Annotated in this window: 13 protein-coding genes and 1 tRNA gene; 8 read left to right on the top strand and 6 right to left on the bottom strand. The window is 42.1% G+C overall.

Annotation, left to right across the window (positions count from 1 at the left end; translation table 11 throughout):
• Positions 1-189 precede the first annotated feature (189 nt).
• The 4 genes from CQ839_RS20720 to CQ839_RS20705 form a co-directional block, all read right to left on the bottom strand.
• On the bottom strand, positions 190-822 hold the full coding sequence (locus CQ839_RS20720) for a YqiA/YcfP family alpha/beta fold hydrolase (RefSeq protein WP_103670196.1): 633 nt from the start codon (positions 820-822) through the stop codon (positions 190-192).
• A gap of 346 nt (positions 823-1,168) precedes the next feature.
• On the bottom strand, positions 1,169-3,205 hold the full coding sequence (locus tag CQ839_RS20715; RefSeq protein ID WP_103670195.1) for a hypothetical protein: 2,037 nt from the start codon (positions 3,203-3,205) through the stop codon (positions 1,169-1,171).
• A gap of 173 nt (positions 3,206-3,378) precedes the next feature.
• Complete coding sequence (locus CQ839_RS20710) at positions 3,379-4,131, bottom strand: phycobilisome rod-core linker polypeptide (RefSeq protein ID WP_103670194.1); 753 nt, start codon at positions 4,129-4,131, stop codon at positions 3,379-3,381.
• A gap of 135 nt (positions 4,132-4,266) precedes the next feature.
• Positions 4,267-4,737, bottom strand: coding sequence for a phycocyanin (locus CQ839_RS20705; RefSeq protein WP_103670193.1), 471 nt, complete (start codon positions 4,735-4,737; stop codon positions 4,267-4,269).
• Positions 4,738-5,112: 375 nt separating this feature from the next.
• On the opposite strand from CQ839_RS20705, the gene CQ839_RS20700 reads away from it, so the two are divergent.
• Both CQ839_RS20700 and CQ839_RS20695 read left to right on the top strand, forming a co-directional pair.
• Positions 5,113-6,123, top strand: coding sequence for an ABC transporter ATP-binding protein (locus CQ839_RS20700; RefSeq protein ID WP_103670192.1), 1,011 nt, complete (start codon positions 5,113-5,115; stop codon positions 6,121-6,123).
• 281 nt (positions 6,124-6,404) lie between these two features.
• Positions 6,405-7,991, top strand: a complete 1,587-nt coding sequence (locus CQ839_RS20695; RefSeq protein ID WP_103670191.1) for a mechanosensitive ion channel — start codon at positions 6,405-6,407, stop codon at positions 7,989-7,991.
• 81 nt (positions 7,992-8,072) lie between these two features.
• Here the strand turns inward: CQ839_RS20695 and CQ839_RS20690 are convergent, their stop codons facing one another.
• The gene (locus CQ839_RS20690; RefSeq protein WP_103670190.1) at positions 8,073-9,029 is read right to left on the bottom strand and encodes an NDP-sugar synthase; all 957 of its coding nucleotides are present in this window, start codon (positions 9,027-9,029) and stop codon (positions 8,073-8,075) included.
• Positions 9,030-9,090: 61 nt separating this feature from the next.
• Here CQ839_RS20690 and CQ839_RS20685 point away from each other — a divergent pair, with 61 nt between their 5' ends.
• Entirely contained in the window at positions 9,091-10,182 is a 1,092-nt protein-coding gene (locus tag CQ839_RS20685; protein WP_258040813.1) for an LCP family protein, read from the top strand.
• 62 nt (positions 10,183-10,244) lie between these two features.
• Here CQ839_RS20685 and CQ839_RS20680 read toward each other — a convergent pair.
• Positions 10,245-10,318 (bottom strand) — tRNA-Arg (locus CQ839_RS20680).
• Positions 10,319-10,799: 481 nt separating this feature from the next.
• On the opposite strand from CQ839_RS20680, the gene CQ839_RS20675 reads away from it, so the two are divergent.
• The 5 genes from CQ839_RS20675 (at position 10,800) to CQ839_RS20655 (ending at position 15,598) form a co-directional block, all read left to right on the top strand.
• The gene (locus CQ839_RS20675; RefSeq protein ID WP_103670188.1) at positions 10,800-12,593 is read left to right on the top strand and encodes a cation:proton antiporter; all 1,794 of its coding nucleotides are present in this window, start codon (positions 10,800-10,802) and stop codon (positions 12,591-12,593) included.
• Between the two features lie 10 nt (positions 12,594-12,603).
• The gene (locus tag CQ839_RS20670) at positions 12,604-13,635 is read left to right on the top strand and encodes an S-layer homology domain-containing protein (protein ID WP_103670187.1); all 1,032 of its coding nucleotides are present in this window, start codon (positions 12,604-12,606) and stop codon (positions 13,633-13,635) included.
• A gap of 48 nt (positions 13,636-13,683) precedes the next feature.
• On the top strand, positions 13,684-14,310 hold the full coding sequence (locus tag CQ839_RS20665; protein WP_146048779.1) for a type I restriction enzyme HsdR N-terminal domain-containing protein: 627 nt from the start codon (positions 13,684-13,686) through the stop codon (positions 14,308-14,310).
• A 101-nt stretch (positions 14,311-14,411) separates the two neighbouring features.
• A complete protein-coding gene (locus CQ839_RS20660) occupies positions 14,412-14,630 on the top strand; it encodes a DUF2997 domain-containing protein (protein ID WP_103670185.1) in 219 nt (72 codons plus the stop codon).
• Between the two features lie 269 nt (positions 14,631-14,899).
• Positions 14,900-15,598 (top strand): PHP domain-containing protein, encoded by a 699-nt coding sequence (locus CQ839_RS20655; protein ID WP_103670184.1) that lies wholly within the window; start codon positions 14,900-14,902, stop codon positions 15,596-15,598.
• Positions 15,599-15,649: the final 51 nt, after the last annotated feature.

Below are 15,649 nucleotides of genomic sequence, written 5' to 3'. Positions count from 1 at the left end.
GATCCTAACGGATGCTTTGTATCAAAAGTAACTACCCTTTGGAGTGAGTATTTGTTGAAGTATTGTGAAGTAACTCCTTTATTTTCTAATTAGCTTAGATCAAACGAAGCGCACAAATTCTTGAAAGTGTTGCAAAGCAGTACTTTCAAGAATTTGTGCGCTTCGAGTTTGAGCGAAAAGCGCTATAGTTCAGAAATCACAAAAATACTTGATGTCTTGCCAAATGCTTTCCAAATCTTTACCAAGGGCATGGTCGTCGTCTAGTAACTTTAAAGTAACTTGCGATCGCCTTTTGGTAAATTCCTCACTGAGAGATGCTGGCACAACATCATCATGAACGCCATGAAAGATGAGGATAGGTAGCGATCGCGTGAGCTTTTCCTCGGAATATTTCTGAGCATCAACAAAAAATTGAAATTGTAAATTTACATTACGCTTCAGCCCGTAATGATAAAACTCACGAATGTTATCTTGTTGCCATTTAGTAACATTCTCTTCACCTAATGCTTTGGAGATTCTCAGACTAAATCCAAAAGCAGGGGCAAACAAAACTAGTTTTTGGACTTGTGTTTTTTGGGCAGCAAGTTGTGTAGCTAAAAATCCACCAAGGCTAGAGCCAATCACCACAAGCGGTTCGTTGTTATTGAGGTAAGTGCGATCTAGATAGTCAAGTTGATCTGAGAGCGTCACTGTCGAAAAGTCGGTGAGATTGAGATCAGGCACATGCAAAGTTAGCCCAACCTCCGCAAATTTTTGCTTCATAAATGTCGCCTTAGTAGACTGAGGGCTGGAAGCAAAGCCATGTAAATATAGGTAATTCATTTGAATCTAGGAATAAGTAATACCAAAGCACAAAATGGCTACACCATTTTGTGCTTTGGTATTACTTGCGCAGTTCTCATTATAAAAATTGGTTATTTGAAAGCCCGCCGTTGGCGGGCTTTCAAATAACCAATTTTGGTGTTTCCAGCGCCTTCGGCGCTGGAAACACCAAAATTGGTTTCATAATGAGAATCGCTGTATTACTTGCTTACAGCATATTCTGGTCAAACCCTTGTTTATTGTGGTTTTCCCTTTGCCTACGGCAAAAAGAAAACCATAAATCAATTCTTGGATTTTATGTCCTAGGACATTTGGCGACAGCTATATTTCGTAGACGAGTAAACGCTCATTTGCAAGATGCTGTAGTACTGATCTCAATTAATGGAATTAATACGCCATTTTGGATTTGTCCATTGGTGCTAAGTTCACTATGACAGAGATATAAGCGATCGCCTGTGCGATCTAGCAAATCCCTAAGTAACCTCTGTAAACGCTGCATATCCGCATCACGCTGATTTTCGATCGTCCATAATGTCCCATTCCAGCCTTTAAGAAAAAGTGGCGCACCGAATAGGGAAGCGGCTCCACCCTGCAACCATAGATCAGAACTAGCATCTAGCCAAAATTGCCAACGATGCGATCGTCTTGCCATGCGATATTGGATAATTGTCGCGAGAACAACGTTATCTTCAGGTAGGCTAGGAGCATAGGGATTGGCAGTAACAGTACCTTGCCGAATCAATTGAATGAAGTTCTCAAGAATCACTGCATCTTCTAGATCAAGTCGATATCCCAATTGCCAATAATATTGGGCAGTTTCAATCAATGATTGCAAAGTAGAAGTATGTTCATAACTGAGTTTGCGCGGTTTGAAGAAGGCTTGAATAGCGCGATCAATAAATAGTAATGGAGTATCTTTGGGAGATTGTTGTTCTATCCATTGCCGCAACTTTTCGTAGGCTTGGGTCGCTTCATAGCCAAGGCGATTCCATTGGTTATAGGTTTCCGCCTCCAGTAGTTGCGGATTCTCTGGATGTCTAGCAAAGCAATAGTCCGCCAGCATTCCTGCTCGAACGGGATCGATCGCTTCGGTAAGTACTACTAACATTTCAGCAATATGATCTCGGCTTACGAGTTGCCCAAGGTTCGGATAGACCAATGTGATTAGGGTCAGAAGCGATCGCACTTGAGCGGAATAAGACAATGGACGCTGATCGTTCAGGGGCGTAATATTAATATTCTTTTTGCGCAGAATTTCCGCGATCGCATACTTGGCAATATTATCTAATCCAGGGGCAATGATCGCGATCTCATTGGCTTTGATTTCATCTGCGGCGATCGCATCGGCAATCGTTTCCGCAACATTACGGAATAATTTGGCACGAGAAACAGATTCAATTGATTGAATGGAGACGTAGGGTTCGATAAATTGCAAAATTGGTTCGCTGACAACTTGTTGAACTGATTCAGCGATTTCAGCGCCCAGAGTATGCGACGCATGGGATAAATTTACGATTTCACATTCAGATTTAAGTAATTGCCAATATTCAGGATCGCCTCCCAATCCTAATCTTGCCGATCCATCAGGATTAAAAGTAAATATACCGATCACACTATTTTGAAGCAGTAGCCTGCATAAATCACAGGCGATCGCAGGCATCTCATCTGCGCGATCGACGATAACATATCGAAATCTTTCTTTAAGTTTGCGTTGGTATTGAGGATTGGGAAGTAAATAATGGGCAAACAAATCCGTAATAATTCCATAGGTGAGCAATCCCCTCTCCCAACAATACTTGCGCCATTCTTGTAAAGCTTCGCCAATTTCTTGCCATTGTTCTAATATATTATTCTCAACAACTTCAGAGCTTTCTAGAATATTAGTCTCGATACCAGCATTTAAAATCGCAGGAATTTCGTTAATCTCACGACCACCATAGGCAGCTAATAGAAACAAATCTAATAATCTTCGTACAAGGCGATCGCGCCCAATACCTTCCATCTGTAAGGTTCCTGTTTCGATGCGATCTTTCCATATCTTATTCGCGAGTTCCTGCTCATTCTCAACTCTTAGGAGCAAAGGAAACTGGGCTTTGAGGACAAGCTTTTTGATTAATAATGTCCAAAACAATTGCACTTCATCACGAAAAAAACTTAGCGGGGTGACAGCGGTAACTGGATAGCTACCATGAGTTGCGATCATCAAGCGATCACTAAGCTCACGACGCTGTTGAGAATCGACGGTAAGAACCAAAACTTTTTGGGAAGCAGCTTGAGGATTAGACTGGTATGCAAAATCTGTTTCTGTCCAATCACAAAATCGCTGAACTACTCGCTCAGTCTTACCGCTCCTACTACCGCCCTCAATCCACAAATTTGTCATGTCAAACTTTTAGTTCCATTATCTTTACGGTAGTTATCACCGCTGTGACTGCCTTTAGCTTTATTAACCATTGTAAGCTAGAAGTCAAGACCAAACGCCTTAAAGCTGGTTCAAAAGTAAGATATAAACCCAAAGAAAAGTGGCAGCGATTCAAGCTGCCACTTTTCTTGAGATTATTTGGCTAGACTGCGAAGTAGCGATCGCTGATTTTCATTCATACTTTGCAAAACTTGCTTAGCATCGCTGTTTTGTAACATTTGTAGAAGCTCCTCAATTTCTGCATTTAGCACAGTAGCAATTGGCTCTTTCACGATAGATTTTTCACTGTCTGGAGATGGCTTGTAAGTTTCCACTTGAGGCTCAGGCATCACGCAAGTACCAGTTTCACAATCCATACCGAGCTGTTGCCAATAGATTGTGGGAATTATCTTGCCTCGTTGACCAACATGCTCATGTTGGAGAAGATTCGTTTGTAGATAGTTAAGAGGTGAGTCATAGAACTTGACATCACGGGCATAGGGAATTGTGAAACAACCAAACGCTTTACGGTATTCTTCAGAACCTAGAATTTCATGAAAAAATGCAGAGACACCTTTCATCATCAGCAAATCCATGTACTTAGCAATTTCTTCTTTACCTTGTAGAGCTCTGCCAAGGATATGCTTAAAGCTCCATTCCACAAATTTGAGATTTGAGCAATCCTGATAGAAGCTATTGAGATAAACAGATGAAACGACTAGCTCACCGATGAAGTGGCGTACACCAAGCTTACCTTTCAGGAAATCCTTTTCGATCTTGGAGAGTTCTTTGCGTTCATGTATATAGGGCTGTCGCTCTAACACTTGAGCATAAATCTGATGAAGTGCGTTTTGACGCTCTACTTCTGTGGACTTGCGACCAATAGTAATGGGGGTATAGGTATCCATGACAACTTCTCCAAAAAATCTCTAAAAAATTATTTACCCCGTTTTTCAAATGAGTATTAACTCATTTGAAAAACAAGAAACAATCACAATAAGGGTTCAGAGTTTTCCTTTTGCAGTAGGCAAAAGGAAAACCACCTAGACGTTGAGCAAAGAAGATTTAGACATCTCTGAATAAGGTTTTATCAGTGCTGCACATTCTGCGGGTAACATCTCATCTATAACTGATTGCATAAGGCGATATGCAGTAGAACATTCCTTGGTAACTTGATAAGAATTGATAATATTTGTCAACCAATCCATCAATGTTTCACGAAAGAATAATTCATCGTCACGCAATATTGATAGTGACATATAACGAATCACGTTAGACATATCATATTTGCAGCGTTGCAGCTGCTTCTGGATTAATTCAGGATATTGTTGAGCCAAAAGCCTAAGCGATCGCATCGTGATTTCATCACTGCAATCGCGCAAAAGATTGTAAGTCTTAAGCCGCACTGAAAAATTGTTAGCAAATCGCTCTAAACTGAGCAAATCACTGTCAGTTAGGTAAACGTTGCCGATGTCATTGGCTTTTTCATCCAAGATACGATGCATTGTTAGCATAATCTTCTTTATTACCCCTCAAGTAAATATACTTAAACGCCTTCCGCCCCAAACTTCAAAGAATCATCTTTAAACTAAAAACTTTCCTCCACCCTTAAAAAACAATACAACTGTATTCCTCAATACATTCAAGAATGAAATTAAAGGTTACGTAACAACACATTTCGACATAATCGTTGTCCTTAAATATCAAACTCCAATGTTATAAAAGGCTCGATATCGCAAAAGGCTTTCAAGAAACTAATTTTTTTGCATCTGCTACTAAAAATTAGTTTCTGCATGAGAATCGCAGGAGAGATGAGGATTTTATTGCCGTTTGAAGAACTACACAGTTAAAATAGTCTTTTAATAGAACGTAATATTTTAGATACCTCCATGCAATCGGCAGTAAAAATTGAAAATCTCAGGAAAACTTATGGCGATACCGTTGCCGTAGATGGAATTTCTCTAAATGTTACGCAAGGACAAATCTATGGGCTGTTAGGTCCAAATGGGGCAGGCAAAACTACAACAATGCGTTGCCTTTGCACTCTCACTACGCCTGACTCTGGGTTGATCGAGGTGGCTGGGGCAACCGATGCAAGAGCTATTCGCAATCGACTAGGGTATGTTGCTCAAGAAGTGGCATTGGACAAAGTCTTGACGGGTCGTGAATTATTAAGGTTTCAAGCTGCTTTGTATCATATTGCGCCGAACCAAATCGGCGATCGCATTGACAGTGTCTTAGATTTGCTGCAACTAGAGCCTTACGCCGATAAACTTTCGGGGACTTATTCGGGTGGTTTGAAAAAACGGTTGGATTTGGCTGCTGGTTTACTACATCAACCATCAGTGCTGATTCTTGATGAGCCTACAGTGGGCTTAGATATTCAGAGTCGTTTCGCGATTTGGGAGTTCTTACGCAAGCTCCGAGCATCGGGTGTAACGGTATTAATCTCAAGTCATTACCTTGAAGAAATTGATGCTCTTGCCGATCGCGTCGCAATTATTGATAGGGGCAAAATTATTGCTGAAGGCACTACTGATGAACTAAAAACTAAAGTAGGAGGCGATCGCATTACGGTGAGAATTCGTGAGTTTGCGGATCGGCAAGATGCGGAACAGGCTAAAAAGATTTTGCAGCAGTTACCAATTGTGCAGAGCATCACAATTAATTCAGCTCAAGGTAATGCAGTTAATTTATTTGTTACACCTGATGCGAATGCAATTAGCGAAATTCAAAATATGTTGGCAGCAGTTGATATTGAAGTATTTAGTTTGTCCCAGTCACGACCTAGTCTTGACGATGTATTTCTAGCGGCAACGGGGCAGACTATTCTTGATGCCGAAATCGCCCAGTCAGAGATATTGTCAGCAAATAAAGGTAAAAAGAAATCTAAAAAATAAAAACCTAAAAGAGAGGTGCTGTGCTTCGCACCGCGCCTCTCTTTTAGGTTTGCTAAAGTTAAGTTTTTTATAGTAAATACAAGGGAAATCTTAACTATTGATAGCTATTTCATAGCAATAACTGCATTTAATATACGGTGTTAAGGATAAGTACCTCAGCACAATTAAAAACCTAGAGCCAGAACTTTACCGCCCGCGCAGCAGGCGGTAAAGTTTTTAGGGTTTTATATTTAATTATGCTTAGCTACTTAATCCTTAGTTCTTTACATTGAGGTTGCAGTATGCGCGAGTTGGCTTCTTTCGTCTTGGCACAAGCCTCGACGACAAAGAGTTTTGCGATCGAAGAATTACTGAGACCAGAAGGAATCGTATTCCAGCTTGTCTTTGCGATCGCTATCTTAGTTGGTGGTTGGGTAATTGCCATATTTTTCTCTTCTATGGCCGAAGGGTTACTGAAACGGACGGATGTTGATAATAAACTGTCGAATTGGTTAACAGGTTCTCGTAGTAGTAGTCTGCCAATTGAGAAATGGGCAGGTATTACAGTTTTTTGGATCATCATCCTATTCACTTTGGTTGGATTTTTCCAATTTCTTAGACTAGATGCAGTTGCAACTCCACTAAATAGTTTGCTAGCGCAAATTGCATCATTCTTGCCGAAACTTGGAGGTGCAGCGATTATCGCAGGCATCGCATGGGTCTTAGCAACCATCAGTAAAGTCATCGTCGGGCGCTATTTGCGATCGGCTCAAGTTGATGCCAAAGTAAATGAGAGCGTGGGTGAATCAAATACCGAAGTGATGCCTCTTAGTGAGACTCTATCTTCGGCTTTGTATTGGTTTATCTTGCTGCTCTTTTTACCTTTAATTCTTGATACCCTTGGCTTAGTTCAAGCACTTCAGCCCATTCAAAACCTTGTCAATCAGGTCTTGAGCGCTCTACCAAAAATCCTCAAGGCGCTAATGATTGGTGGGATCGGCTGGTTGATTGCTCAAGTAGTAAAGCGAATTGTCACGAATCTCTTAGCTACTAGTGGTGCAGATCGTTTTCTTCAGCGTTGGACTCCTAATCAAACTGAATATACTCTGTCTCAAGTAGTTGGGAACTTCATCTATGTATTGATTCTAATCCCCACAGCTATCTCTACATTAGAAGCCTTAGAAGTTGGCGCAATCTCTCGGCCTGCAACAGCAATGCTTGATCAAGTATTGCGCTTCTTACCTCAAGTTTTTGTGGCTAGTGCGATTCTTACTGTTGCCTATTTCCTCGGTCAATTTGCTAGAGACATTATTTCTGGAATTCTGACGGGCTTGGGCTTTAACAATATCTTGCAATGGTTAGGATTCTCAGCGATCGCTTCAGCACCAACGGAATCCCGTGTAAATGTTGATGATGAGAATAGCTCCATCACTTCACTTCCACCACAAACACCTTCGCAAATCGTTGGCATTATAGTGTTTCTAGCGATTATGCTAGTGGCGATCGCTACAGCAACCGATGTTTTACAGATTAATGCGCTCACCCGTATTGTCTTTGGAGTGCTGCTAGTAGCAGGTCAAGTTTTAAGCGGCGTAGTTATTTTTGCGATCGGCTTATACCTTGCTAATCTTGCCTTTAACTTGATTACGAGCACTGGCGGCAGACAATCCCGAATCCTCGGTCATGCGGCTCGGATTTCGATTGTTGCTCTGATTACAGCAATGGCTCTCAAACAGATGGGTATCGCTAGTAATATTGTCGATCTCGCCTTTGGCTTATTAACTGGCGCAATTGCAGTTGCGATCGCAGTTGCTTTTGGTTTAGGTGGCAAAGATATTGCTTCTCAACAATTACGTGAATGGCTAGAATCATTCAAACGGAACGATTAAAAAGCAAAAAAGATTCACTAAGTGAATCTTTTTTGCTTTTTAATTTGTTTTTTAACTCTCCCAAAGGGAGAGTTTTTTTGTTTAAATTAACATTGAACCTGCGGCATACATGCCTGAAGCGATCGCCCGATTCACAAGGGAATTTGATCCGATTAAAGTTTGCGATGGAATCTGAGCATCTTTGCCAATAGAAGCGTCTTCTCCCACATAACAAGGAGCATTTAAAACTGCGCCCTCAGCTACCTTAGCCGTTTTCGCGATCCAAACACCCTCACTTCTCTGCTCAACGCGATCGCCAAAATCATAGGCAACCTGACCTTCCAAAACATCAACTTGCGCTTGAAAATACTTCTCAGGTGTTCCCATATCCATCCAATAGCCATCCCATACAAATCCCATCATCTTTAATCCTCGTTCCAAAACATTGGGGAAAACTTTCCTTTCAAAGCTTAGAGGCTCACCCGTCGGATAGATGTCGAAAATCTTTGGTTCAAGAACATAGGTTCCTGCGTTAATTGTATCGATCCCTTGAGCAAGAAATTCTACCGCTTGCTCTGCATTCGGTTTTTCACGAAAAGCTTGTACCTGACTTTGCTCATTAATTTCTACTAAGCCAAAAGGCGTAATGTCAGGAACTCTTGTCAAGGTCAAAGTTGCATCAGCTTGAGTTTCCTTATGAAACTTTATTAGCGCCGTCAAGTCTAAATTAGTAAGAATATCGGCATTGAACACGATCAATGACTCACCTGTGAAATATGGCTCTGCTAGCTTAATTGCGCCTGCGGTATCGAGAGGGGTTGACTCTTCGATATAGCGAATTTTCACCCCAAAGCGATCGCCATCTCCAAAATAATCGATCACTTGTCGCGCTTGATACTGCACGTTTAGCAAAATGTCGCACACACTAGCTTCACGGCAACGATTAATCATCCACTCTAAAAATGGGCGATCAATTAGAGGTAGCATTGGCTTAGGACAGCCATAGGTCAAGGGTCTGAGGCGTGTTCCTTTCCCACCAGCAATAATTACAGCTTGCATAGAGTTGTTGACTTGCGGTATATGTTGTTTGTTGAGCATTATAGAAGTTATGGAGTGGTGTGTGAGTAATAGACCGATAACTGCATCCAAAATTCGGTCAGCCGATACCACCAATCAGGCTGATTTGCCTATTAATTTACTAGAACCAGCGCAAATCGATGCAGTTCCCACAACTATTACTAAAACTATTACAAAAATTAAGCGGATCCCCTTTGCGAAAATTGGTTTTACCCTATCCCTATTAATTTCTATTGGAACGGGAGCTCTTTTAGGTCGGATCATCCCTATTAATGCTCTGGATTGGGGCGGTTTGTTATCGGGACGCAAACCTGAAGAAGTCTTGATGGAGGGATTAGGTCGCAAGTTAGAGCGTCCCTATCAGATTTTGGTTATGGGGGTAGATCGAGTCCTTGATGCTCCAATTGGGTCTCCCGAATCCTTTAATGGTCGTAGCGATAGCATGTTGCTAATTCGTCTCGATCCCATTGATCGCTCAGTGCAGATGCTATCAATCCCTCGTGATACGCAAGTGCCTATCCCAGACTATGGCGTGACCAAAATTAATGCGGCAAATGTCTATGGTGGCGCGTCGCTCGCTCAAGAGGTTGTCTCAGGGAAACTTAATGGTGTTGAAATCGATCGCTATGTTCGTGTAGATACCTCTGGGCTATCAGCTTTAGTGGATGCCCTAGGTGGTATTGAGGTGAATGTACCAAAGCGAATGAAGTACAAAGACAATACTCAAAAGCTCAATATCGATCTTTATGCAGGTGTGCAGACTTTAAACGGGGAACAAGCTGAAGGCTTTGCGAGATTTCGCCATGATGAAGAGGGCGATATCGGACGGATTAAGCGACAACAGATTGTCTTAAAGGCTGTGAAGGCAAAAATTGCTAATCCTGGGGTTGTAATGCATCTTCCTGATCTGATCAACGTCATGCAAAAACATGTGGATTCTAATCTCAGCTTTGACGAAATGATGGCGATCGCTACTTTTAGTATGACTTTAAAACCTGACAAAATCCAAGCTACTAGCCTCAAGGGTAGACCCAGTGAGCCAAATGAGTTTCGATTTAGCTATTGGATTGTCAGCCCTGAGGATGTCGATCAAGCGATCGCGGATAAATTTACAACCAAACAAAATACTAAATAAATACCCAATATAAAAACCCAATAAAAAAGCAGCGTTTAGCGCTGCTTTTTTATTATTTAGGACGGGCCAGGAGGGATTCGAACCCCCGACACCGTGGTCCGTAGCCACGTGCTCTAGTCCACTGAGCTACAAGCCCTTAACTCGCGAATCTAATGATAACACAGTGTGCAATATTGACAAGCAAAAAATAAATTTTCTTTTCCCAAACAATGAAAACGCCGCTTTCATTATTTGGGTTAAGTATAATTCCACCAATCCTTCAAAAAATATCCCTTGAAGAATGGGCGATCGCCTCACCGTCAGGAATATTGTAGTTTTTACTCAAGCCTCACGCAAAATTTATGTTGCAGATGAAGTGTTGCCACACTTTTGTGAATTGGTATTATTTACTGACATTACGTGGGAAGAATTCCTGTAATGGCATAGGTTGGAGGCTGGTAGGGGGCGCACCCCCTTCGGCAACCTTTAAATGTTGGTTTAGGGACAATCTCCTCGTGGTTGTCCTGCTTCGCTAACAGCAAGAAATTCATCATCTGATTTCCACGTAACATCTCTGCCTTTCTGATCATCTGAATCCAAGCTAAAGTATAGGTGGCAACGTTCTTTAGTTGGTTTCTGTGCAAGAAGATTTTCGGTTAATTGTTGATTTAGTAACTGTTCTTGCGGCTGCTTCCTTTGGCGGATTGCTAGCGGCGGCGCTGCGATTACCAGTTTTATTGGGTTACATCTTTGGCGGCATCGTCGTTGGCCCCACAGGTTTAGGGCTGATCAAAGAATTGATACAGGTAGAAACCCTCGCTCAGTTTGGGGTTGCCTTTTTGCTGTTTGCTCTCGGCGTTGAGTTTTCACTGAAGCAATTAAATAAAGTAAGAGCGATCGCCCTTGGCGGCGGAACTTTACAAGTCTTGCTCACGATCGCCCTTACCACAGCTGTATCGGTATTTGTAGGATGGGTCGAGACACCAACCCAAGGAATCTTCTTAGGCGGAATTTTGTCGCTATCGTCAACGGCTGTGGTGCTGCGCAGCTTGATGGAAACCAATGCCACGGAGTCCGCACAGGGACAAGTTACGCTGGGGATGTTGATCATCCAAGATTTAGCGTTGGGATTGATGTTGGCGGTCTTGCCTGCGCTGGATCATCCTGAATCAGTGGGTATTGAAGTTATCAAAGCATTGTCGGTGACGGCGTTATTTGCAGGTGGCGCGATCGCAGCAGGGATTTGGGTAATTCCGCCATTTTTGCGATGGGTAGCGAGTACCGAGAGCCGCGAATTATTTTTGCTAAGTGTAATTGTGTTGTGCTTGGGGATTGCGCTCCTAACCGAGTCTTTAGGCTTATCGATTGAAATGGGCGCATTCGTTGCAGGTTTAATGATTTCCGAGGTGGAATACGCCGATCAAGCCCTCACCTATGTCGAACCTCTGCGAGATGTGTTTGCCACTCTGTTTTTTGCAGCGATCGGGATGCTCATCGATCCTGTATTTCTGATTCAGAACTGGGAGTTAATTCTCAGTCTGGTCGCGATCGTGATGATCGGTAAATTTTTGATCGTTGTGCCTTTAGTCAGTATCTTTCGATATCCTTTGCGAGTTGCCATTTTTGCGGGACTAGGTTTAGCTCAGATTGGAGAATTTTCGTTTGTGCTCGCAAGTGAAGGACAAAAGCTAGGTTTAGTTTCGCGTCGTGTTTACTTACTGATTTTGGGGACAACTGCGGTAACGTTGGTAATTACACCGTTCTTGCTGAAGGCAACACCGCAGATTTTAGAATTACTTGAAAAAGTTCCATTCCTAAAAGCTTGGATGAACAAGCTCGATATGCCCCAAGAGCTTTCCGCCAATGCTGAACTTAAGGATCATGTGGTGGTCTGTGGTTATGGTCGGATTGGACAGGGAATTGTTACTTTGTTACAGTCCAAGGGATATCCTGTGCTGGTAATTGAGGATGCCGAGTCAAAGATAGAAATTCTGCGATCGCAAAATATTCCCTACCTATACGGCAATTGCTCAAGCCCTTTTGTACTTGAAAAAGCGGAAATAGACCATGCGCGATCGATGTTAATCGCCATTTCCGACCCGATCGCTACTAGATTGGCGGTACAGAGAGCCATCTCTATTTCTCCAGAAATTGATATTGTGGTCAGAGCTGAGAAAGATGCTGATATCGATACGCTGTACCAACTTGGCGCTAAGGAAGTTGTGCATCCTACATTTGAGGCAAGTTTGGAGCTAACCACACATCTACTACTATGTCTGGGCGAAAGTACTAAAGATATTCAAGCAGAAATTATCGCCGTGCGTAGTAGCCGCTATGCTAATTTCCGTCCTGAAATTGCCTGTGTATTGCCAGTGACTGTGGCGATGTTGCCACCTAGTCCTAATCTCGTTGAGATTGACAAGGCTTCTTGAGGAGGATGTTATGAAACTAAAATTTAGAAGTCTTTCCAGAATTATCCTTATAGGTTTTCTAGCTTCTTCTGTTGCAGCTTGCCAAGACTCAAATCTCGGCAGCTCATTGGAGGTAGCGATCGCTCCCGCGAGTCCATCAACTTCTGAGCCAATCGCAGAAAAGCCCAATCAACCGACCCCGATCGCTACACCACCTGCTAATTCAACCTCAACCGCAAAACCTGAACCAAAACCAACTAATTCTCCTACTAGTTCCGTTAATCCTGTGAATAGCGATCGCTTATCTGCTCAAATGAAAGCGATCTCTCTACAATCCTTACCAAAGGAGTCAACCTCAGAAAAGAACTTACTCAAAGAACTTTTCTATATAAACTTTACTAATTCTCAGCCTCAATCTGGTGAATTTAGTGATCTAGAAACAGCACCTGCACCCCTCAAGGCTTGGATTAAGGACTTAAACAAATTAGGAACGATCACTCCGAAAATAGGGCAAGAGTTTAAGCCGAATATATTAGTTGCACGTCGTGAATATGCACGATGGTTATTAGAAACGAATAATCAACTTTATAAAAATCAACCTAGCCGCCAAATTCGACTTGCTCAACCAACCGATAGCGCCAGCTTCCCCGATATTCCTCAAAGCCATCCTGATTTTGCAATTATTCAGGGATTAGCCAACGCAGGACTAATCGGCGGAACAGGCGATCGCTTTCGTCCTAACGATCCCCTATTGCGCGAAGAACTCGTGCAATGGAAGATTCCACTTGATCTCAGACAACCTTTGCCAATTGCCACATTAGAGACTGTGAGTCAATCATGGGGTTTTAAAGATAGCGATCGCATTAGCGAGAAAGCTCTAAGTGCGATCTTTGCTGATGCTCAACTGCGCGATATTTCTAACATTCGACGCAGTTTTGGATTTACGACATTATTACAACCACAAAAGCCCGTCACCCGTGCCGAGGCTGCCGCTTCGCTTTGGTATTTTGGCACTGCGGTAGATGGCATATCCGTTAGCAAGGTTTTAGAAACTGAGCGATAATCAACGTTGCGATCTAATCAATTGGTCAATAAACAGGAGAAAAAAGCTATGGTTCAAACTCTACAAGCTTCAAGGCTCAGTTTATATGATGTCGAAACTAAATTTCATGCACATCAGCAATTTACAACTAACGATTTCTTTACAGATCTATTGCAAAATGCTCCTCCCCTAAGCGAATTTGAGAAACAAATTTTAGATCGTACTAGGCAGCACTATCTCTATCTAGCTAAACGCCCACTGCTAGAAGTAACTGTCAAGATGGTTACTTTGTCGCCATTACTATCCCTAGCAGGTTTTTATGATCCACCTTTTTATACAACTTTAGAAGAGTCTATAGAGTTAGTATCTCAGGACGGGGCAGAAGTGGTGCGGGGGCAGATAGATATCTTAGTTTTACAACAAGCAATTTGGGTATTGGTGATCGAAGCCAAAAGCATTCAATATGACGTGATGGTTGCTCTGCCACAGGCTTTGACTTATATGATTGCTAGTCCTAACCACACTCAACCAAGATTTGGACTAATCACCAATGGACGAGAGTTTCGCTTTATCAAACTAGATTCTGAAACTGAACCAACTTATACATTATCCAAAGTTTTTTCATTATCTGAAGCAGAAAATCATTTATATGTAGTGCTCCAAATTTTAAAATTTCTCGCTCATCTAGTTAAGTAGAAATGAAAAACGGCGCAAAGCGCCATTTTTCATTTTGCAATTTTGGATATAGAAAAGCTAGAATATTAGTAATTGTTATTGTTGAGAAAAATTAATACGTCATGTCTCAGTATCAACGTATCGAGTACTTAATCGGGAAAGATGGCAAAATCGTTGAACGGGCGATCGATATATCTGGTAGTGAATGCGTCGCGCTCACTGCTGAAATTGAGTCGAATTTAGGGAAGGTCGAAACTCGCCAATTGTTACCTAATTATTACGAGACATCTGAGCAAAATCTTGACAGCAATGCGATTGAGCAAGTTCAGTTCGATCAATAATCCTAGGTCACTTTGGATACTTGTGCTATTTAGGTAGTACTAACGAACCTAATATTTCCCAAAAACTTATTGGATTTACCTAATGTTTTATGATTGCTAACTTTATTGATAGCAATGATTTAAGCATTTATACCAATTCCCAAAAGTATAAGTACACTTTTGGGAATTAAAAAGCAAACCCAAAAAGTTATGATGCTTGCCATCGTCTGTGTAAAATTGTGATTAAGAAATTAAGAATTGTTAAAGATTTGCTTATGTAGAGATTTGCCATGGTAACTCAAACTCCATTATTGATATCAGAATCGAGTGCAACCAGTAGGCTCCGAAAGATTTTCGCGTCCGTCGATGCCGTGAGTTGTCCACATAGGCTAAATTTCCATTTGCATACAGTGTATTCTGACGGCAAAATGCAGCCTGTGGATTTAATCCAACAGGCGATCGCTTTGCGTCTATCTGATCTTGCTATTACCGATCACCATGCGATCGCAGGCTATTACATAGCTAAGCAATATCTTGAGCAATCTATGGGTCAATCTCCTGATCCCCACTCTTTGCCAACTCTCTGGTCTGGGATCGAAGTTAATGCCAGTTTGATTTTTACTGAAGTGCATATTCTTGGCTATGGATTTGATCCCCAACATGAGGCTATGCATCCTTATTTGCAAGGCAAAACTACCGCAGGTCTAGACTATCAAGCAATTAGTGTGATTAAGGCGATGCATTTGGCTGGAGGCTTAGCAGTACTTGCCCATCCTGCCCGATATAGGCGATCGCCTGAAGACTTGATCCCCGCCGCCGCCGCTTTAGGGATTGATGGTATTGAAACCTACTATGGCTATGACAATAGTGATCCTTGGAAGCCTAGTCCACGCCAAACCGAAGAAATTCGACATCTTGCGGAATCACACGGATTAATGCATACCTGCGGGACAGACTCGCACGGGTTTAAAATCAGTAAAAGACTTTAGCCTCTCGGTGGAACAAACCATGCTATGCGAGGTTTGTTCTACCAAATCAAA

This window comes from Pseudanabaena sp. BC1403 (assembly GCF_002914585.1).
In the GTDB taxonomy this organism is placed as follows: Bacteria; Cyanobacteriota; Cyanobacteriia; order Pseudanabaenales; family Pseudanabaenaceae; genus Pseudanabaena.
Note: the sequence above shows the minus strand (reverse complement) of the source record. Positions and strands in the feature narration are given on the sequence as shown.